The organism is Geomonas sp. (assembly GCF_035254065.1).
Taxonomy (GTDB): domain Bacteria; phylum Desulfobacterota; class Desulfuromonadia; order Geobacterales; family Geobacteraceae; genus Geomonas.
In genome coordinates this window covers 1-19,651 of sequence record NZ_DATFBA010000256.1, presented here as the reverse complement: position 1 = coordinate 19,651, position 19,651 = coordinate 1, and the positions used below count along the sequence as shown (strand labels likewise).

Here is a 19,651-nt window from a genome sequence, read left to right as displayed (position 1 = left end):
CATGTACTCGCAGGCGAAACCCTTGAGGTTGGCCCGTCCGGCGACGTTCCCCAGTTCATCCTCGACGGGCCGGCGGATCCTTCCCCCCAGCACGACATCGGCGCCGGACAGCCTGATGCAGGCCCGGCTGTCGGCGTCCCCCTGGATCAGGAAGGTTCCCCCGAGGGCGCCGTAGGCCAGCCCCTTCCCGACCGAGCCTCCCACCCTGGCGCCTGTGCGGTTTTCCCCCTTGAGGATGACGATCTTCCCACCTCTGGTGGATTTCCCAACTCCGTCCTGCGCGCCTCCCTCCACCCGGATGGCGATCTGGGGCACGGTGAAGGCGGCCAGGCCGTTGCCGGGGATGGAGTCGTGGTGGAAATGGAGCAGCGCCTGGCAGTCGGACGCGAAGCGCCCGTCCCGCCACCCCCTGAACATGGTGCCCGCCAGGTGCGTACCGATGGCGCGGTCGGAACTGCTGACGCTGTCGTCGTCGTAGCGGACCTTGTGGTCGCCCGCGTCGAAGGCGGCGCCGATCAGCGAGGAGATGAGCGAGGTTAGGTAGTTGAGCGGCTTGCGGATGATGCGCACCTCGCTTTCGAACTGGTGCGGGTCGCCGGGTGCCGGGGGCGCCAGCAGGCCGGCCAGGTCCAGGCGGTCCTTGCCGCGGGTCTGCACCAGCAGGTCGGCGCGGCCAACCAGTTCCTGCGTCCTGCGGCAGCCCAGCTTGGCGGTCAGCACCCGCACCTCCTGGGCCAGCGCCCGGAAGAAGGTGGCCTCGTAGATGATGCCGTTTTCCAGCACGCGCGGCACGAAGCGCTTCATCCCGCGCAGCACCGCCTCGTCGGGACTCTCGATCTGGGTGGCGATGCCGACATGGCAGGTGCCCAGGTGGCAGCCGCGGCAGGTGGTGCAGCCGATGATCACCATGGCCATGGTGCCGAAGCCGACACGGTTGGCACCCAAGAGCATCAGTTTCACCACGTCGCGACCGGTGCGGGCGCCGCCGTCGGCCCAAAGCTCAACCCTGTCGCGCATCCCCGCCTCCACCAGGGCACGGTGCGCCTCCCGCACCCCGATCTCGGCCGGCAGGCCGACGAACTTCACCGCGTGCTTGCGGGCAGCCCCGGTGCCACCGTCGTAGCCGCTGACGGTGATGATGTCGGCACCCGCCTTGACGATCCCCAAGGCGATGGTGGCGATGCCGGCCACCGCCGGCACCTTGACGGCAATCCTGGCTGCCGGGTTGGCGGTCCTCAGTTCCTCTATGATCTGGGCGAGGTCCTCGATCGAGTAGATGTCGTGGTTGTTGGAGGGAGAGATCAGCGAGACACCCGGGGTGGCGTTTCTGGCCGCGGCGATCTTGCCGGTTACCTTGAAACCGGGGAGATGCCCCCCTTCGCCCGGCTTGGCCCCCTGCCCCACCTTGATCTCCAGGATGTCGGCCGAGTTGAGGAACTCCATGCTCACCCCGAAGCGCCCGGAGGCGATCTGCTGCCCACGGTTATGCCGGTAGCGCCCCATCAGCTCGGCGATCTCGCCTCCTTCGCCGTTCATGCAGATGATGTTCAGCCTGCGGGCCGCCTCGGCGTAGATCCGGAAGGGGGTCTCCCCTTGCGAGCCGAAGCTCATGGCGGAGAAGAGGATCGGCAGATCGTGGCTTCCCACCCTGAGGTCGACCTCTTCCGGGTCGACCGAGAGCTCATCCTCGTACCGGAAATCCAGCAGGTGCCGGATGGCGAGGGGATGCTCGTTCTCCAGTTGCTGGATCAGCCGCGAGAGGTCCGGGTAGCTCTCCTCCATCTTGGCCACCTGCCCGACCATCTTCCAGATGCGCGGGTAGAGCCTGAACTGCACCGGCACTCGCTGCACATCCCGGCTGCGGGCCACCTCGCTGCGGGAGCGGTTTTCCTGTTCCAGGCGCTCGATGGTGAGCCCTCCGGCATCGGTGCCGCAAAAGTTGGGTGTCTCGAAGATCTCCGCCAGTTTGCTCCCCAAGCCGATGGAGGCGAAGTACTTCCCATACCCTCCGATCTCGTGGGTTCCCATGGTGGAGATCACCTTTTCCATGCCGCGCCCCAGCACCCCCAGCAGGTTCCGGATGCCGAACGGTTCCTCCCCACCCTGTTCCCAGATCAGGTACGGGCAAAGCGCATCGGCACCCATGCCGAAGGCGAAGATGAGATCGTGCAGGTTCCTGAGCGCGCCCGAACGGAGGACGATGGAACAGCCGCGCCGCGGGCTGGGACCTCCACCCGCATCGATCTCCTTGAGGTATTTGTGGAGCACCGCCACCGCCAGGAAGGGGTCAAGGAAGGATTGCTGGGCCGAAAAGGCGCGGGAATCGTCCATGACCACCAGCACCGCTCCGCGCCTGACCGCGGCAGCGGCCTCCGCGCAGATACGGTCCAGGGCGGCCGGCAGCGATTCCTCGCGTGCCATGGTGCAGGTAACGATCACGCTCTTGCCACGCCCGAAGAAATCGAGCAGCGATTCCAGCGTGCAGGTCCCGAATTCCGCCGCCAGCGGGTCGCCACCGGAGTGGTCGCCCTGCCGCCCGCCACCCAGCAGGAGCGGCAGGGCCAGCTTGACCGCCCTCTGCGGCCGTCCCCGCAAGGGGGGGCGGGCTCCGAGGTAGACACTGGTGGAAAAATGCTCGGCTTCCCGTTCCCGGTCGATGGCCGGGTTGGTCACCACCGCCACCTGCTCCTTGAAGTAGTCGGAGATGTTCTGGCGGGAGAGCGACAGCGCGGCCAGCGGGCCGTCGTAGCCGAGCGAGGTGATCGGGTCCTGCCCCTTGCGGGCCATCTCGCCCAGGTTGGCCACGTCACTTGACTTCCAGGCGAAAGCGGAAAGCAGGTTCTCCATGACCAGCCCGCTTCTCCTGGCGAAAGGGCCGGCCTGCCGGCGCGGGGGGGAGCCATGGGCGACTTCGGCGCCGCGCCGCACGCTCTTGGCCTGCGCGGAGAGGTTGGTTCTGCGCCGGAAGAGGTTAAGCACCTCTTCGCGCAACTCATGGTGTTCGAAAAGCTCTGGTGCCCTCCCCGGATGCAGCCGCACACCCATCTTCTCGCCGGGGGCAAGCGGCTTGGGATCGCCGACGATCTCCTCGTGCGGCACCACCCCCAGTTCGGAGGAGGCGAACAACTCCTCGTCGGTCTCCCCGACCCAAAGCGGCCTAAGCCCCATGGCATCCACGCTGAGCACGCACTGGTCACGGTGCCTGGCGATGATGGCGGCCGGCCCCTGGGCGCTGGCGGAGAGGTGACGACGGAACCAGTGATAAACGGCGGCAAGCTCCGGGGGCATCCGGGTCATGGCGCTGAACACGGGCGGGAAAACCATCTCCATCGCCTCGAAGAGGGTGAACCCCTGCGAGCAGATGAGCCCCTCCAGGGTGCGGTTCAGGTCCTGGGAGTCGCTGCCGCCTGGAACCAGTTCGATCCCCAGCATCCGTGCCTCTTCCCGCAGCCTCGCGATGGTGTTGATCTCACCGTTGTGGCCCAAAAGCGAGAAGGGTTGCGCACGCAGCACGGTGGGAAGCGTGTTTGTCGAGTAGCGGCTGTGGCCGATGGTGGCGGAGGAGAGGAAGTCGCGCCTTTTGAGCTCGGGGTAGTAGCGGGAGAGGATTTCGGGGGCGCCGTGCACCTTGTAGGCGGCGACCTCGCAGGAGAGCGAGGCGACCTGCACCGGGAAGCGCCGCTCCAGTTCGAGCTGCAATGAGTAGAGTCGGCTGGCGGCCTGTGAGGGATCGGGGAGTTTCAGGGCCAGCTGCCAGAGGACCGGCTCGGTCAGCCGCGCCCGCGCCGCCAGCACCTCGCTTCTCACCTGCGCCTTCCGGTCGGCCAGCACCGCCACATCCGCCTCACGGACCGCTTCCAGAAGGGCCCCCTGCAGCCCCGGCTCCTGCGCGAGCCGCTCCCGGTCGATAAGCAGGTGACCGACGGCGAAGCCGGGGTGGCTGGAGAGCTCCGGCGACGTCCCCGCCCCTTCCAGGACCTCGGACCAAAGAGCGCGCGGCAGATCGGTCAGGATGCCGCAGCCGTCCCCCTCGCCGTTTATCTCGCCGGCCCGGTGCCCCATCTTGATCAGGGCCTCGATGGTGCGTTGCACGTTGCCGTGGGTGGGGATACCCCCCTTGTTGATGTAGCAGATGATGGCGCAGGCATCGCGCTCGGTGGGGATCAGGCCGGAGGGATCGGGATCGGTACGCTTCATGACTGCTCCGCGGTAAACAGCAAACGCTCCCGGCGGTTCGCGAAGGGGTCCGCCACTGCCGGGCACACCGGCTAACCGGTCCCCCTGGTGCGGGAGAGCTTGACCTTCCGAGAATGGTTGCCGTGAGTGATAGTGAATAGTTATAGCAAAGGATACAGGCGAGGCAAGGCGGGGCGCGGCGGTAGGAGCCAGGGATGCACACCTGTCACAGGTTGGCCACCAGCTTCTCGAACTGGTCGGGAGGGAGCGGCCTGCCGATCAGGTCCCCCTGCACCTCGTCGCAGCCGTGGCTGCGCACCAGGCTCAGTTGCTCCTGGGACTCCACTCCCACCGCGTTCACGGTCATGTTCAGGTTGTGGGACATGCAGATCATCGCGCTGACCACCGCCAGGTCGTTGGGCTCTTTGTCGATCTCACGGATGAAGCTCTTGTCGATCTTCACCCTGCGGATGGGCAGCTGCTTTATCCAATGCAGGGAGGAGGCCCCCATCCCGAAGTCGTCCACCGAGAAGCCGATGCCGAGCTCGGCCAGCCGGCGCATGCTGCGGATAGTGTAGTTGGGGTTCTCCATGATGGCGTTCTCGGTGATGTCCAGCTCGAGGAGGTGCGGGTCCAGCCCGCTCTCGGCGAGGGCACGGGAGGCGACCTCGAAGAGGTTTGGCTGATGGAACTCACGGTTGGAGAGGTTGACGGTCATCGAGAAGCCGAACCCCCTGCTCTGCCACTCCTTCATCTGGGCGCAGGCCTTGCGGATCACCCACTCGCCGATGGGAACGATGGCCCCGGTCTCCTCGGCCACCGCCAGGAACTGGGAGGGGAGCAGCAGGCCGAGATCGGGATGGTGCCAGCGCAAAAGGGCCTCGGCCCCCACCACCACGCCGCGGTCGAGCCGCAGCTGGGGCTGGAAGAGGAGCTCCAGCTCGCCGTTTCCCGGCGCCTCGCGCAGAAGGCGCGCCATCCGCTGGCGGCGCCCGGTGCGGGAGTTGATCTCCTCGTTGAAGAATTGGTAGGAGTTCCCCTCGCTCTGCTTGGCGACGTACATGGCGCTGTCGGCCTTCCTCACCAGCTCCTCCGAGGTGTCGCCGTCCACCGGGAACATGCTGACCCCCACGCTGGTGGTGGCCCGGACCTCCAGGTTGTCCAGCAGGAAGGGGGTGCTGAACACACCCATGATCTTGCCGACCACGGTCCCCACGTCGTCGGTCTGCGCCAGGTCGGGCATCAGCACGTTGAACTCGTCACCGCCGATCCTGGCCACGGTGTCGGACTCGCGCACGCAGCGCCTGAGTCGGTGGGCGACCGCCTGCAGCAGCAGGTCCCCCGCCTCGTGGCCGAGGGTATCGTTGATCTGTTTGAAGTGATCGAGATCCAGGAACAGCACGGCGATGTTCTTGCGGTTACGGCGCGCCTGGGCGAGTTCCAGGGCCAGGAAGTCCATGAAGAGCTTGCGGTTGGGGAGATCGGTCAGCGAGTCGTGCTGGGCCTGGTGCTTGATGGTCTCCTCCATCCTGGTCCGCTCGGTGACATCGCGGGCGATGCAAGAGGTGCCGGCGAAGTCACCCTGTGTCCCCTTGATGGCCGACATGGTGAGGGAGACGTTTAGCGGGGTCGCGTCCTTTCTCAGGAAGATGGTCTCCAGGTGGCCGACCCGTTCCCCGTTCTTGAGTGCCTGGCAGAGCTGGTGGATCTCGTCCCTGCGGTCCTGCGGCGCCAGGAAGGTGATGGCCCTCCCCTTCGCCTCCTCCCCCCAGTAGCCCAGCATCTTCTCGGCGCCGGTGTTCCATGTGAGGATAAGACCGTTGCTGTCGTTGGCCATGATGGCGTCGTCGGAGTACTCCACGATGGCCGCCAGCCGCGCCCGGTCCTCCTCGTAGCGCTTTCTTTCGCTGATGTCCTTGAACAGGGTCAGCACCGACTGGCGGCCGTCGACCTCGATCGGCTCGGCCGAGACCAGGGCGGTCAGCTCGCGCCCCTGCCGGTCCTTCACCCGCACCTCGACATCCCGCACCTCGCCCTGCTCGGCAAGTCCCGCCAGCACCTGCTCCCGTTCCGTATGGTCGCACCAGATCCCCAGCTCCTCCCCGGTTTGGCCGATCACCTCGGAGCGCTGGTACCCCAAGACCTTCAGGAAGGCCTGGTTCACCTCCAGGTAGCGTCCATCGGCCTGGCTGGTGATGCTCAACAGGTCGGGGGTCGCCTGGAAGATCTTGAAGAAGCGCTGTTCCGAGGCGCGCAGGGCCGCCTCCGACCACTTCTGCTCGGTGAGGTCGTGGCAGGTGCCGATCATCGCCAAGGGCCTGCCTGCCTCGTCGTAGCTCACCTCCAACTGGCCGCGCACGATGCGCAAGACGCCGTCTGGACGGGCGATCCGGAAGTAGTGAGAGGTGATGGCGCGCCGCTGCTCCAGGGCCTGCTGGACAGCCTTCTCCAGGTTCTCCCACTCTCCCTCCGGCACCCTTTCCCTGAACGCCTGGTAGCAGGGGGGTACCGCCTCCGGCTCCAGCCCGAAGATACGGTACAGCTCGTCGGATGCCGTCACCTGGCCGCTTGCGGCATCCCACTCCCAGCTCCCCAGGTGGGTGACCTTCTGGGCGTCGCTTAGCTGCTGTTCCCGCCGGCGGATCCTCTCCAGTTGCTGAGCGACCACCCGCTTGAGAGTGAGCTTCTCCATGACCCGATCCAGCACGGCGAAGAGGTCCTGGTAGTTGACCGGCTTGAGCACGTAGTGGTCGACCCCTATCTCGATGGCGTCGAGCAGGTAGGAGGTGTCCGAGTGGGCGGTGACCGCCACCACCGTAACCTCAGGATCGAGGTTCTTCAGGTTGCGGGCCATCGCGATGCCGTTCATGACCGGCATGTTGATGTCGGTCATCACGATCTGGGGCCGGAACTCCCGGAACAGCTCGAGCCCAACCGCGCCGTTTTCGGCTAGGAGGACCTTGAGCCCCGGGTACTTCAGGTTGAGCATCTTGCCGAGCATCTCGCGCGCGTCGACCTCGTCCTCAACGAAGAGGATGGTTATGTCGCGGACCTCGTACGAAACAGCTTCCATTTCAGACCTCGATGCGGAATTCGGCGCCCTCTGCGGTATTACGCGCGGTCAGACTGCCGTTCATGTTCTTCTCGATGATGGTCTTGGACATGAACAGCCCGATGCCGGTCCCCTTGTCGGGTCCCTTGGTGGTGAAATAGGGATCGAAGATCCTCTCCATGATCTCGGGCGCGATCCCCCCCGCGTTGTCGCAGATGGTCAGCACCGTCTTGCCGTTCTCCCTGAACAGCCTGACGGCCACCTTGGGGTGCTCGATCCGCCTCTCCAGGATGGCGTCCTTGGCGTTGACCAGGATGTTGAGGATGACCTGGGAGAACTCGTTGGGGTAGCCGTAGACCTGCAGATCCGGGTGGGCCTCCACCTCGATGGACAGGTTCAGCTCCTTGAAGGCGGCTTCCACGATGGAGACCGTCTTGCTGAGCACCTCGGCCGCCCGGAAGGACTCCTTTTCCTTGTCTGGGCCGAAGAAGTTCCGGAAACCGTCAATGGTCTTGGACATGTAGTTGATGACCTGCATGGCCCGGGCGGTGCTGGCGTCCAGGTACGCCTGGTCGAACACGCCGCGCTGGTACATCCTGGGGAGTTCCTGCACGATGAGCCCCAGGGTGTTGAGCGGCTGGCGCCACTGGTGGGCGATGTTGCCGATCATCTCACCCATCGCCGCAAGCCTCCCCTGCCGGATCAGCAGTTGTTCCTGCTTGCGCAGCTCCTCGACCGCCCGCAGCCGCTCGGCGATCTCGTCCTTGAGCGCCTTCTCGGCCTTGACGATCTCGGTGATGTCCAGGCAGGCCCCCACCATCCGCAGCGGCTCACCCTTCTCGTTGAAGGTGACCCTCCCCCGCGAGGTGAGCCAGCGCAGCTTGCCGTCCTTAAGGCCGACGGTTCGGTATTCGGCGCTGAACAACCCGTTTGCCGGCAGCAGCGCCTCGTCGATGCATCTCTCCATGTGGGCGCGGTCCTCAGGGTATATCGCCGAGAGGAGCACCCGGTGCGTCATCTCTTCCTCGGGGGGGAGGCCGTAGTGCGACTTGGCGATCTCCGACCAGTCGTGCCTGCCGGAGCGGATGTCCCAGTCGAAGATCCCCACCCCGGTGGTCTCTATGGCGAGCTTGAGGGTCGCCTCGCTGGTCTTCAACGCCTCCTCGGCCTTTTTCCGTTCCGTCACGTCACAGATGACCCCGATGAACCGGCAGATGGCTCCAGCCTCGTCGCACAGGAAGCGTCCCATCACGTTGACCCAGATCAGCACGCCGTCATCCGCGCGTACTAGCCGGTGTTCGGACTGAAAGAGGGAACCGTCCAGCTTGGCCCGCTTCAGGCCACGCAACACCTCCGCGCGGTCTTCGTCCACGACGAGGTCAAGCCACATGGCGGTGGTGGCGGGCCCGGAAGTGCCCTCGGGGGGGGGATAGCCCAATAGCAGAAAATGGCGCTCCGACCAGACCCCGGTCCCGCTCGGCAGCTCCATGTCGCAGGAGCCCATCTCGGCGGCGTTTAGCGCCAGGTTGAGCCGCTGTTCGGAGGCAGCCTGTGCCTTGACGGCTTCCTTTCTCACTGTTATGTCGTCGAAGGCCGCCAGGGCGGCGACCAGCTCGCCCGCACCGTCGCGAATGGGGCAACTGTTCACGCTGAGGCAACCGAGGCTGCCGTCGGCTCGCAGGAAACAGTACTCGTCACCGATGATGGTCTCCCCCTTGAGGGAACGGACGATGGGGTACTCCTCCACGGCCAGGGGCGAGCCGTCCCTGAACAGCTGCCACTTCTGGTAACCATCCAGGCCCGCCACCTCACCGGGGTCGAAGCCGAAAATGCGCCGGGCCTGCTCGTTGTAAAGGAGCAGACGGCCGGAAGGTGCTTCCACGATGGCCACACCTATCGGCATCTGCAAAACCACGGTCTCGAAGCGGACCCGCTCGAAGGCAAGTTCCTTCTGCATCCGCGCCCTGTCCTGCTCGATCCGCTTGCGCTCCGTGATGTCCCGCGCGATGATCTGGATGGATGGGCGCCCGTGGTAGTCGATCAGGGCCGAGGATGCCTCCACCGAGATTTCCTGGCCGTACAGGTTCCGCAACCGGAGCTCACGCAGCGGGAAGGCCTCCCCCTGTAAAAGCTCGGCCAGGCGCTGCTTTACGAAAGGCAACTCCTCGGGGTAAACCAGCTCAAGAAGCGAGGTGCCCCGGAGTTCTTCCAGCGAGCGGGCGCCAAAGATGCCGAGCGCAGCACAGTTGGCGTACACGAACCTGCCGTCCTGATGGACCACCACCCCGTCCGGCGCGAACTCGACCAGGGTGCGGTACCGTTTCTCGCTCTCCTTCAGGCAGTACTCCAGCTGCCGCCGCTCGGTGATGTCGCGGGCGATGGTGGAGACACCCGTGATGCGCCTTTGGGAGTCGAGGATGGGAGAGAGGGTAAGAGAAACCCACACCTGCCGCCCTTCCTTGGTCATCCGCAGGGTCTCCAGGTTCTCCACCCGCTCGCCGCTGGCGATACGCTCGGTGATCTGCCGCAACTCCTCCCTGCGCTCCTCGGGAACGATAAAGGAGATGTCCCGGCCGACGGCCTCGTCGGCGCGGTAGCCGTAGAGCCGCTCGGCGCCACCGTTCCAGGTGATGACGATGCAATCCAGCGTCTTGCTGATGATGGCATCGTCAGAAGAATCGACGATGGCAGCCAGCTGTGCCCTGACCTGGTCATCGGAGAGCTGTTGTGGGGAACGGTGGTCCTCGGCCATGGCGCCTCGCCAGGTGAGCCTTCAGACGGTCGGCGGGTCCTCGATGAAGCTCCCCCCTTCCGGGTTCGGCTCGAGTGTGAAGTAAAAGGTTGCCCCGCGGTCTACCTCCCCTTCTGCCCAGATCCGGCCACCATGGCGCAGGATGATGCTGTGCACGGTGGCAAGACCTATGGCAGTGCCATCCCAGGTGTATTCACCGGGGCTGTGAATAGTCTGGAATGGCTTGAACAGCTTGTCCATGTACTTCATGTTGAAGCCCGCGCCGTCGTCGCGCACGAAGAAGACCCTCCCTTCGTCCTGCTCGAGGCAGCCGAACTCGATGTGCGATTCCGCCTTCTTGGAGGTGAACTTCCAGGCGTTCCCTAACAGGTGTTCGAGGGCGATCTGCAAAAGCCGCCGGTCACCCCTGACCACCACACCCTGCCGGATGGAGAACTCCACCCTGCGCTCCGGCTCGCTCTGCGAGAAGGTGGCCGCGATGGCGCTGGAAAGACGGCTCAGGTCGACATTCTCGACCACCAGCCGGCATCTGGCGTAGTGGCTCAGGTTGTTGAAGGCGTCGATGATGTGCTTGATCTGCCGGATCACCCGTTCCGTACGCTCGGCATACTGGCGGCAGCCGGGATTGGGGCAGTCGGCGCAATCCTCCAGCAGAGCCTGGCAGAACCCCTCGATCCTCGCCACCGGGGCGCGCAGGTCGTGGGAAACCACGTAGCTGAAGCTCTCCAGCTCCCTCAGGCTCGCCTGCAGCTGGGAGGTCCGCTGGATGACCCGCCGTTCCAGCTCGTCAGTCAGCAGCCGGATCCGCTCCTCCGCTTCCTTGAGTTCGGTGACGTCGTGCGAGGTGCCTATCATCAGGGAGGGGATGCCGGTGCCGTCCACCAGGACCTCCGCCTCCAGCCTCAGGATCCGCTGGCTGCCGTCCTCCCTCTGGATGCGGCAGAACAGGGGGCCCACCGACTGGCGGTTTTCGACCCCCTCCTTCATCACCTCTTTTACGGTCTCCCGGTCCTCCTGGACGAATCGCTCCAGGAAGCCCTGGTAGGTCACCTCGAAGCCCCCAGGTTCGAAACCGCAGATCCGGTACATCTCGTCGGACCAGTTCATTTCGCCGTCGGTGAGGTCCCACTGCCAACTCCCCAGGTGGGCGATGCGCTGGGCCATGGCGAGCTGCATCTGGCTTTCCACGATGCGCTGGTTGACCTCGCCCACCAGCCGCTTCAACACGATCTGTTCCAGGATCTTGTCGATGACCCCGAACAGCTCCTCGTAGTTGATAGGTTTCAGTACGTAGTGGTGGACCCCTATCTCGATGGCGCTCAGCAGGTAGGAGGTGTCGGAGTGGGCGGTGACGGCGATGATGCAGGCCTCGGGATGGGTCGATTTGATCTCCCTCGACATGCGGATGCCATCCATGACCGGCATGTTGATGTCGGTCACCACGATGTCGGGGGTATGCTCACGGTAGAGGTCGAGGGCGACCGCTCCGTTTTCGGCAGAGAATATCTTCAGCTTGGGGTAATTCATGGCGAGCATCCGGCTCACCATGCTCCTCGCGTCGGATTCATCCTCGACGTACAAGAGAGTGGCGCCGCTTATGTCGTAGGAAAGCGGTCCGGTACTGCGTCCATGAGCCGTCGACTCTTCCATGTCCCCGCCATCCTGGCGTCCCCGTCCAAAAGGGATCCGCCGGTCCCCCTTCTCCTGACTCCTGCCTCCACACCACCCGTTCGGGCAAATGTCAGGCAGCTAACCTTTTATCTTACCCAGCGCCCTCTGCAGCCGCTCCGCGGTCATCGGCTTGAAGAGGTAGTCGATCACCCCCAGCTGCTGGCAGCGTTCCTGGTCGACATCGTTGTCAGAGGAGGTTAACACCAGCACCGGCAACCCCTGCAGCTTCGGATTGTTCCTGATGGTCTGCAGCACGCCGATGCCGTTCATCTTGGGGAGCTTGAGGTCGAGAAACACCAGCCGGATCAGCTGCCAACTGCCGTCCTCCACCATCTTCAGCAGGAGCTCGGAGGCCTCCTCGCCGTCGCGCACCACCACGATCTTCTCGGCGCAAAGCTTCCCGATGATCCGGCTGGCCAAGAAGGCGTCGTCGGCGTTGTCCTCGATCAGCAGGATGCACGGCTCAGCCATCGCCCCCTCCATAAACGGCAAGGCCGGGCAGACCAAAGGGACGATCTTCGGCGGCTCGGCCGGCACAGATTACGGATCTGTGATAACTACAGTCATAAACAGTACAATTGCCCTTCATTCTATCCCGCCCCACACCGATGTCAACACGACAAGATGTGTACTCTCTAACAATTACACCCCTTGATCCATCAGAGGCTAACAGAAGAAGCTGCACTCTGTCACAATCCAGCCACACGATGGCTGGATCGGCAGCTCAGAGCATGCTTTCAGCACGGCTCATCCTGTGCCCGCTATCTCTAATTGTGCCAAACTTCAACCGGATGCTTCAACCACTATCCGAAATTCAGCCCCTTCTGCGGTGTTGCGGACGGACAGCCTTCCCGGGATGTTCTTTTCGATGATGATCTTGGACATGTACAGACCGATGCCGGTCCCCTTCTCCGGGCCCCGGGTGGTGAAGTAGGGATCGAAGATCTTGTCGATGACCGCCGGATCGATCCCCCCCGCGTTGTCAGCCACGGTAACCACGGCGGTCCCCCCGTCCTTCCCGATCTCTATGGCGATCCTCCGTTCGGCCACCTGGCGGTCGAGGAAGGCGTCCCGTGCGTTGAAAAGGAGGTTGAGGATCACCTGTGAGAACTCGTTGGGATGCCCCATGATCACCGGCTCCCCCTCCACCCGCACATCCACCTTGATGCCGAGCTGCTTGAAACTGTCCTCCACCAGGGAAAGGGTCTGCTCGACCACCTCCTTCACCTGGAAGGCGACCCTCTCCTTGTCCGGCTTGAAGAAGTTTCTGAAATCGTCGATGGTCTTCGAGGTGTGGGCCAAAAGCTTCATGAACTTCGCCACGCTCCCCTTCAGGTAATCGCGGCTGAATTCACCCTTGTCGTAGATCATGGGGAGTTCTTGAACGATCAGCCCCAGCTCGTTGAGCGGCTGACGCCACTGGTGGGCGATGTTGCTGATCATCTCGCCCAGGGCGGCCAGCCTGCTCTGCTGAAGGAGCAGACGCTCCTTTTCGCTCAACTCCTCCAGGGCCTTGAGTCGCTGGGAGGTCTCCTCCTCGAGTTCGAAATAGGTCCTCTCCAGCTCCTGGTGCTGCATCTGCAGCTTCTTGCGACTGAGCTCCAGGTCCAAGGTCCTCTTGGCCACCCTGAGCTCCAGTTCCTCGTTGGCCCGCTCCAGCGCACCGATCAGCTCGCAGTTGAGGATGCTGATGCCGACCATGGAGGCGATCCCCATCAGCAGGCTGATGTCCCGCTCCACCAGGGGTTTCTTGGCCTTGACGTTCTCCACCGCCAAGACGCCCAAGGGCGACTCCTCCACCACGATGGGGCAGCAGATGAATGCCTGGGTGCCGGTGGTGCTCGCGCAGGCGAGGCTTTTCTGCCCCAGCGTCTCCTTGGCTTCCTCCAGGTCGTTGACCAGGAATGGACGCCTGGACAGGAAGGAATCGACGTAGACATCCCGCGAGCCGTCGGCCTCCTCCAGCCGGAACGGAAAAGCGTTCAGGCAGAGCAGCTGTTCGCTGGAGTAGCCGTAGCTTGCCCGCACCTCCAGCCTGCTGCGGTCGTTGGCCGCCAGCAGGATCACCCCGCGGTCGTAGTCCAGCCGGTGCTGCATGACCAGGGCCACCTCCGGCAGCATCTCCTCCACGCTGGTGAAGGAGCCGAGCGTCTGGCCGATCTCGTTGGTAAGCATGGCGTTGTTGTAGTTGAGGTCGATCTGGTCGAGCAGGTTGTCCATGGACTCCTTGGTGTTGTTGAGGCTCGCCTTGAGCGCCCGTTTCTCCCCCTTCTCGGCCCCCAGGGCGAGCGCCAGGAAGACCGTGATGGTGGCGGGGAGCAAGCTGGCGATAAGGCCCCAGCGCCCGGTGAGCGCCAGGGTGAGGTTGAAGACGGCGACGAAGACCCCCACCACGTTGCGCAGCTTGCGCAAAAAGACGTAGAGGCTCTTGTCCCAGCTGATCAGGTAGCGGCAGACCCGGTCCCCGCGAAAGACGCATTCAGGGTGCTGGATGCTCGGCAGATGCTGGAGCTCCGGCACGTATTGCAGGTCGGTGAGCTTGTGGTTGAAGATCAGCACGATGGCCTGGAAAAAGCCGATCCTGTTCTCGCACTGGTACTGCTTTTCCAGCCCCTCCTCCAGGGGGGTGACCACGATCTCCACCATGTTGGAGCTTAAGGGGCGCGACTCGTAGCTTGACGACCGGGTGAAATTGGCGGTCGCCTTGTTGATGATCTCGAAGGCGCTGGAGGCGTCCACCAGCCCGAGGATGTACTGCCGCATGGCGCCCAGCACATCCGGAGAGGCGGCGTAGCGCCCGGCTTCCAGGGCGATCTTGGGATTGCCGGTCAGTTGCACGAGCTTCTCGTAGAAACGGTCGACCTGCTCCTGCTTGAACCAGTGCGCCTGGTCGGCCACCTCGTACTCCTTCATGCCGGCGTGGCTCAGCAGCTCCGAGACGTTGATGTAGCTGTACTTATGCTTGATGAGCAGGATGAAGGAGTTGATGATCCTGCTGTTGTAGAGCGGCTTGTCGGCCAGTCGCGATTCCATGTCAGCTCTCCGCCACCGAGTGGTCGCTCTTTCTGGCCATCTTGAAGAGCCCCTGGCAGTATTCGAAATAGTTGTCGGTGTACTGGAGGTTGAGTATCCAGAGCAGGTAGGTCTTCTCGTAGGGGACCAGATGGCGGTCCAGCCAGGAGAGCGGGTAGCCCAGCACCGGCATCTCGTTCCCTTCATAGTGACGGCTTGCCTCTTCCATACAAAGGTCGACCAGTTCACGGGGAAGATCCTCGTCCAGCACCATCAAGGTGACGCAACTGGTCAGGTCGGACATGTTAAAACCGGCATCGGTGCGGTTGACCAGCAGGAAAGCCTTCAGGCTCCCCTCCTTTTTCAGCGAGTAGTGGAACTTCTCCTTGGTGAAGCCCAGTGCACGGTACTCGCGCTCGAGGTCGTCCCGCCCGGCCATCTGCGGATCGAGGTCGAAGGCCTCCAGCAGCAGCCCCCCCGAGCGGAAGCGGTAAAAGCTCGCCAGTTCGGCCAGGTCGAAGTCGCTGCTGGCTGTGCATTCCCACCCCGCAGGCAGCTCTTTCGCCCCGCTTCCCTGAAAGTGGAAGTAGCCGAAGCTGTCCTGGGAGCAGACCCGTGCATCCTGGTTGCTCCGCGCGAACCCGCCGAACACCCGGCTGGGGAATTTGTTGTCGGGGCGATAGTAGCAGTAGACGTGGCGCAGGTGGGCGAAGGTGAAATTCTCCAACTCGTTCAGGTACTGCCCCACCTGTTCCAGGACGGCGAGGCCGGCCTTGATGGTGACGGATTTTCGGGCCGCATGGTGGTGGATCATCCACGAGCTGCTGTAAAAGCGCACCATGGCCAGGTGTCCCAGGATGGCGCCGCGGTCCAGGTAGATGAAATGACGGGCGATGTCGGGGTTGTCGCCGTAGAGCCTGGCGTAGGTGCGCTTGATCTCCTCCTTGTTGGCCTGGAAGTGTGCGTATTTGCCGGGATAGATGAAGCCGGTCTCGAAGAAGAAATCCCACAGGTCGTTCATGTCGACCTCGGTGCAGACGTAGGAGCGCTGGTTGCCGGCCTGGTGCAGCATGGAGAGAAGCCTCACGTGGTCGCGGATGTCCATGTCGAGGATGACAGCGCCGCAGCGCACCGTCTGCTCCCGCCCCTCCTCACCGGGGTTGCGGGAGACCACCTGGGCGGTGCAGGTCATGCTGAAACCGTGGGCGAAGTTGATCTTCAGCTGCGGGATAACCATCCCCACCATCAGCACGCAATCCCCCTCCCTCTCCTCCACGGCGAAGCCGGTGCCGGAGATGTCAAGGACCTTGAGATTCACCCTTTTGCCGATCAGGGGATGATCGAAGAGCACGTTGGGCGAAGGGACCAGTCGCTGACGCGCGTTGCGGAAGCGTTTGCTCTTGAACCTCTGGATGCTGTTGTCCACCGGCCTCAGCACGACCGTTATCAGGCCGTCCTCGCGGTGGCTCACCATCTCGAAAGGGCCGGAACAAAAGGTGGAGCCCCCCTTGCCCAGCCGCAGGTTGAAGGCGCCGTCGGGATTGAACCACGGGAAGCTGGCCGGGGGCGCCACGCTCCCGGCCAGCCGCACCGAGATCGGGGTGAAGTCGAGCAGTTCCCCTTCCAGGAGGGCTGCGTGCTGCATCATCTGGGCGGTCACCCCCGAGGTCTCGTGCCGTCTGATCCTCCTTGCCTCGAACTCGCGGCAGGCGGGTGGCAGCACCAGCGAGAGCCCCTGCTCGTCCAGCTGCACCGCCTCGGAGACCACCACCAGGTATTTCTTGCCGTCCGGGATCAGCAGATGGTCGAACCGGTAGCTCTTCAACAGCGCCTGCAGGCTCTCACGTTCCGTCCACAGGCATTCCAGCCGCTCTCCGGCGCAGGGAAGCGGCCTGGCGTGCAACAGGAGCTCGTTGTCGTAGAGCAGGTGCCGCAAAGCGACCAGGATGAACTGGTCCTGGAAGTTGATGTAGTTCAGGCGGTTGACCAGGTGGGCCTTGTTTACCGGCTTGCCTGATTCCAGGCGCTCCGCGCTATCCGCCACCATACCAGGTGAGACCTCACCCATTGCGCTCCCCGCTGTCGTTACCTGTGGGCAGTTCGAGACGGAACCGGGCGCCCTCTTTGGCGTTGGCAACCAACAGTCTGCCCCCCATGTTCTTCTCGATGATGCTCTTGGACATGAAAAGCCCCACGCCGGTGCCGCCGTCCGGCCCTTTGGTGGTGAAGTAGGGATCGAAGACCTTGTCGATGATTTCGGCCGGGATGCCGCCGCCGTTGTCGGTCACCTCAACCACGGCACGCCCGTCTTCATCCTTGACTGCGACGGTGATGGTGGGGCTCTCTACGGCGCGCGAGATGAGGGCGTCCCTGGCGTTCATGAGGATGTTGAGGATGACCTGGGAGAACTCCCCCGGGTAGCCGATCACCACCGGGTCGGCTGGAGCCTCCAGCTCGATGGCTATCTGGCCTGCCTTGAACCCCTCCCGCACGAAGCCGCAGACCTTGGAGACCACGTCCAGCACACGGAATTCCACCTTTTCCCGCTCTGGCCTGAAGAAGGTGCTGAAACCCTCGATGGTCCTGGACATCTTGCGAATGACCTCCATGGTCTTGGTCAGGTTGGCGTCGATGAACTCCGGTGTGAACTCCCCGAGCCGCTGGGTCAGCTGCAGGTCCTGGGCCAAAAGCCCCAGGGTGTTGAGCGGCTGGCGCCACTGGTGAGCGATGTTGTTGATCATCTCGCCCATGAAGGCCTGGCGCCCCTGGATGATCAGCTGGTCGTCGCGGCGCCGCTCTTCGGCCACCGCCTGAGCGACCAGCTGCTTCACGGAACTCTTGAGGTCGCTGTACTCCTGCTCGGCCTTTTCCCTGGCTCCCCTCTCCCGGCGCAGCTCCAGCACCTTCTGGTCGAGCTTTCTCGACAACGACTCCATCTGCATCCTGTTCAGCTCGCACCGCTCGGCCAGCGGGGCGTCCGGCACCGGCAGCTGTTTTTTCTGGTGCTCCCGTATCACATCCCTGATCATTCGGAGGAAATCGTCAAGTTCCATCGGCTTGATCAAAAAGCGCGAGGCTCCCAGCTTCATGGCCAGCCGTCGGTCATCAGCGGCGATGTAGGTGGCAGAGTAGAAAACGAAAGGAATGCCGCGCAGGCGGTCGTCGGTCTTGACCCGGCGGCAGAGCTCGAAGCCATCCAGCTCCGGCATGAGGATATCCGAGATGATGAGTTGCGGCGGGGAGTGGTCGGCCCTGGCCAGCGCCTGCACCCCGTTGGCGACGCTCTCCACCCGGTACCCCTGCTTGAGCAGCGCCCGTTCCAAAAAGACCCTCGAGTTTTCGTCGTCGTCCACGATCAGGATCTTCATGTCCATGTCGTTTCTCCCGTCACCGCCCCTTGGCCTGGACGCCCTCCCGGAGATCTCGTGTGATGGTCATGGTGAAGGTGCTTCCTTTCCCCGGCACGCTCTGGATGGAGATGCTCCCCCGCAGGATATCCTCGCAGAGCTTGCGGGTCAGGTAGAGCCCCAGGCCGGTGCCGCCGGTTCTGATCCTCAGGGGGGAGTCCAGCCGCTCGAAAGGCTGGAACAGCTTGGGGAGATCCTCGGCCCGGATGCCGATGCCGGTATCAGTGACCAGCAAAGCCACCTCCCCCACCCCTAAGCGGGCCGCCACCCGGATGCCGCCCCGCTCGGAGAACTTCACCGCATTGCCGATCAGGTTGATCAGGCACTGCAGCAACCTCTTACGATCGGTGAAAAGGGTGAGCCCGCAGGGGACCTCCACCTCCAGGCGGAGCCCCTTGGCGGTAAGCTCAGGCTGGGCGCCGTCGGTCGCCTCCCTGACCACTTCGCGCAGCTCGACCGGCTCGGGATAGGCGTCGGTTTTCCCCGCCTCCAGCTTGGAGATGTCGATCACGTCGCTCACCAGCGACAGTAGGTGCAGGGATGAGGCGTAGGCCCGGGAGAGGTTGTCACGCTGCTCGTGGTTGAGGTCGCCGGAGAGCCCGTGCAGGGTCATGCTGAGGAAGCCGAGGATGGAGTTGAGCGGGGTGCGCAGCTCGTGGGAGGTCATGGCGATGAACATCGACTTCAGGCGGTCGAGTTCCTGGAGCCTGGTGTTGGCGCTCTCCAGCTCGGCGGTCCTCTGGTGCACACGGCTCTCCAGTTCGGCGTTCAGCAGGCTCAGTTGCTCCTGGAGCTGCCTGAGCTCGGTGATGTCCTGCACCACACCCACCAAACAGCCGTTCCCTCCCGCCTCGCCCGCTTGCAGACGGAGGTCCTTGACCAGCACGACCCGCTGGGTGCAGTCCGGGCGGACGATCCGGTATTCGAAAGGCTCCACACTTCCTCCCTGCAACGCCTCGCTCATGGCCCGTTCCAGCTTCAAGGCGTCTTCCGGGTGCACAAGTCTCGCCAGCTGGGAAGGGCTGCCGTCGAAGGAGCCGGAGGCGACCCCGTAGGCGTCGGCAAGCTCTTCAGACAGGTAGAGTCGGTCTGCCTCCACGTCCCAGACCCAATTGCGGCCGAGACGGGCGAGCGAGTGAGCCAGGCTCCGGTCTTTCGTCTGCTCAGCAGTGGGAGCCGCCATCGGCCTCTCCTATCACCATCTTGATCTGGGCGATGATGTCGCGGGTGTCGAACGGCTTCTCGATGTAGCAGTTGCAGCCAGCGGCCAGCATTCGTTCCCGGTCTTCGTTGAGGGCGTTGGCGGTCATGGCGATGACGGGGATCCTGTGCCCCAACTCCTGGCGGATGCGGCAAAGCACCTCGGTGCCGTGGATGTCGGGCAGCTGCACGTCCAGGATAATGAAGTCGGGCCGCTCGCTGATGGCCAGCTCGCACCCCTCCAACCCGGTGATGGCGCGCAGCGTCTTAAAGCCGGATTTCTCCAGCAACCTACCAATCAGGACCATGTTGTCGGGATGATCTTCTATGATGAGCGCGGTCGTCATTACTTCCCTCCTGGTGAGTTGTTCATCCGGCCCC

Annotated in this window: 10 protein-coding genes; all 10 read right to left on the bottom strand. The window is 63.8% G+C overall.

Annotated features, from left to right (window positions below):
• Positions 1-4,197: glutamate synthase-related protein (locus VJ604_RS11860; protein WP_324082727.1), on the bottom strand; the 4,197-nt coding region annotated here is incomplete at its 3' end.
• Between the two features lie 205 nt (positions 4,198-4,402).
• Entirely contained in the window at positions 4,403-7,249 is a 2,847-nt protein-coding gene (locus VJ604_RS11855) for an EAL domain-containing protein (RefSeq protein WP_324082725.1), read from the bottom strand.
• A gap of 1 nt (position 7,250) precedes the next feature.
• Positions 7,251-9,980 carry a PAS domain S-box protein gene (locus VJ604_RS11850; RefSeq protein WP_324082723.1) on the bottom strand — a complete coding sequence of 910 codons (2,730 nt, stop codon included), beginning with the start codon at positions 9,978-9,980 and terminating at the stop codon, positions 7,251-7,253.
• Positions 9,981-10,001: 21 nt separating this feature from the next.
• Entirely contained in the window at positions 10,002-11,630 is a 1,629-nt protein-coding gene (locus tag VJ604_RS11845; RefSeq protein WP_324082721.1) for a sensor histidine kinase, read from the bottom strand.
• 99 nt (positions 11,631-11,729) lie between these two features.
• Positions 11,730-12,122 carry a response regulator gene (locus VJ604_RS11840; RefSeq protein WP_324082719.1) on the bottom strand — a complete coding sequence of 131 codons (393 nt, stop codon included), beginning with the start codon at positions 12,120-12,122 and terminating at the stop codon, positions 11,730-11,732.
• Positions 12,123-12,434: 312 nt separating this feature from the next.
• Entirely contained in the window at positions 12,435-14,684 is a 2,250-nt protein-coding gene (locus VJ604_RS11835) for an ATP-binding protein (protein ID WP_324082717.1), read from the bottom strand.
• A gap of 1 nt (position 14,685) precedes the next feature.
• Positions 14,686-16,710, bottom strand: coding sequence for a pilus assembly protein PilZ (locus VJ604_RS11830; RefSeq protein WP_324082715.1), 2,025 nt, complete (start codon positions 16,708-16,710; stop codon positions 14,686-14,688).
• Between the two features lie 13 nt (positions 16,711-16,723).
• On the bottom strand, positions 16,724-18,037 hold the full coding sequence (locus tag VJ604_RS11825; protein ID WP_324082713.1) for a response regulator: 1,314 nt from the start codon (positions 18,035-18,037) through the stop codon (positions 16,724-16,726).
• A 13-nt stretch (positions 18,038-18,050) separates the two neighbouring features.
• A complete protein-coding gene (locus tag VJ604_RS11820) occupies positions 18,051-19,253 on the bottom strand; it encodes a PAS domain-containing sensor histidine kinase (protein ID WP_324082711.1) in 1,203 nt (400 codons plus the stop codon).
• A partial coding sequence (locus VJ604_RS11815; RefSeq protein ID WP_324082709.1) for a response regulator occupies positions 19,234-19,651 on the bottom strand: 418 nt, incomplete at its 5' end. The genes VJ604_RS11815 and VJ604_RS11820, both read right to left, overlap by 20 nt.

Coding starts and splice junctions, on each gene's coding strand:
- VJ604_RS11830 (WP_324082715.1), bottom strand. CDS start 16,710: ATGGTGGCGGATAGCGCGGAGCGCCTGGAATCAGGCAAGCCGGTAAAC.
- VJ604_RS11835 (WP_324082717.1), bottom strand. CDS start 14,684: ATGGAATCGCGACTGGCCGACAAGCCGCTCTACAACAGCAGGATCATC.
- VJ604_RS11855 (WP_324082725.1), bottom strand. CDS start 7,249: ATGGAAGCTGTTTCGTACGAGGTCCGCGACATAACCATCCTCTTCGTT.
- VJ604_RS11825 (WP_324082713.1), bottom strand. CDS start 18,037: ATGGACATGAAGATCCTGATCGTGGACGACGACGAAAACTCGAGGGTC.
- VJ604_RS11820 (WP_324082711.1), bottom strand. CDS start 19,253: ATGGCGGCTCCCACTGCTGAGCAGACGAAAGACCGGAGCCTGGCTCAC.
- VJ604_RS11845 (WP_324082721.1), bottom strand. CDS start 11,630: ATGGAAGAGTCGACGGCTCATGGACGCAGTACCGGACCGCTTTCCTAC.
- VJ604_RS11850 (WP_324082723.1), bottom strand. CDS start 9,980: ATGGCCGAGGACCACCGTTCCCCACAACAGCTCTCCGATGACCAGGTC.
- VJ604_RS11840 (WP_324082719.1), bottom strand. CDS start 12,122: ATGGCTGAGCCGTGCATCCTGCTGATCGAGGACAACGCCGACGACGCC.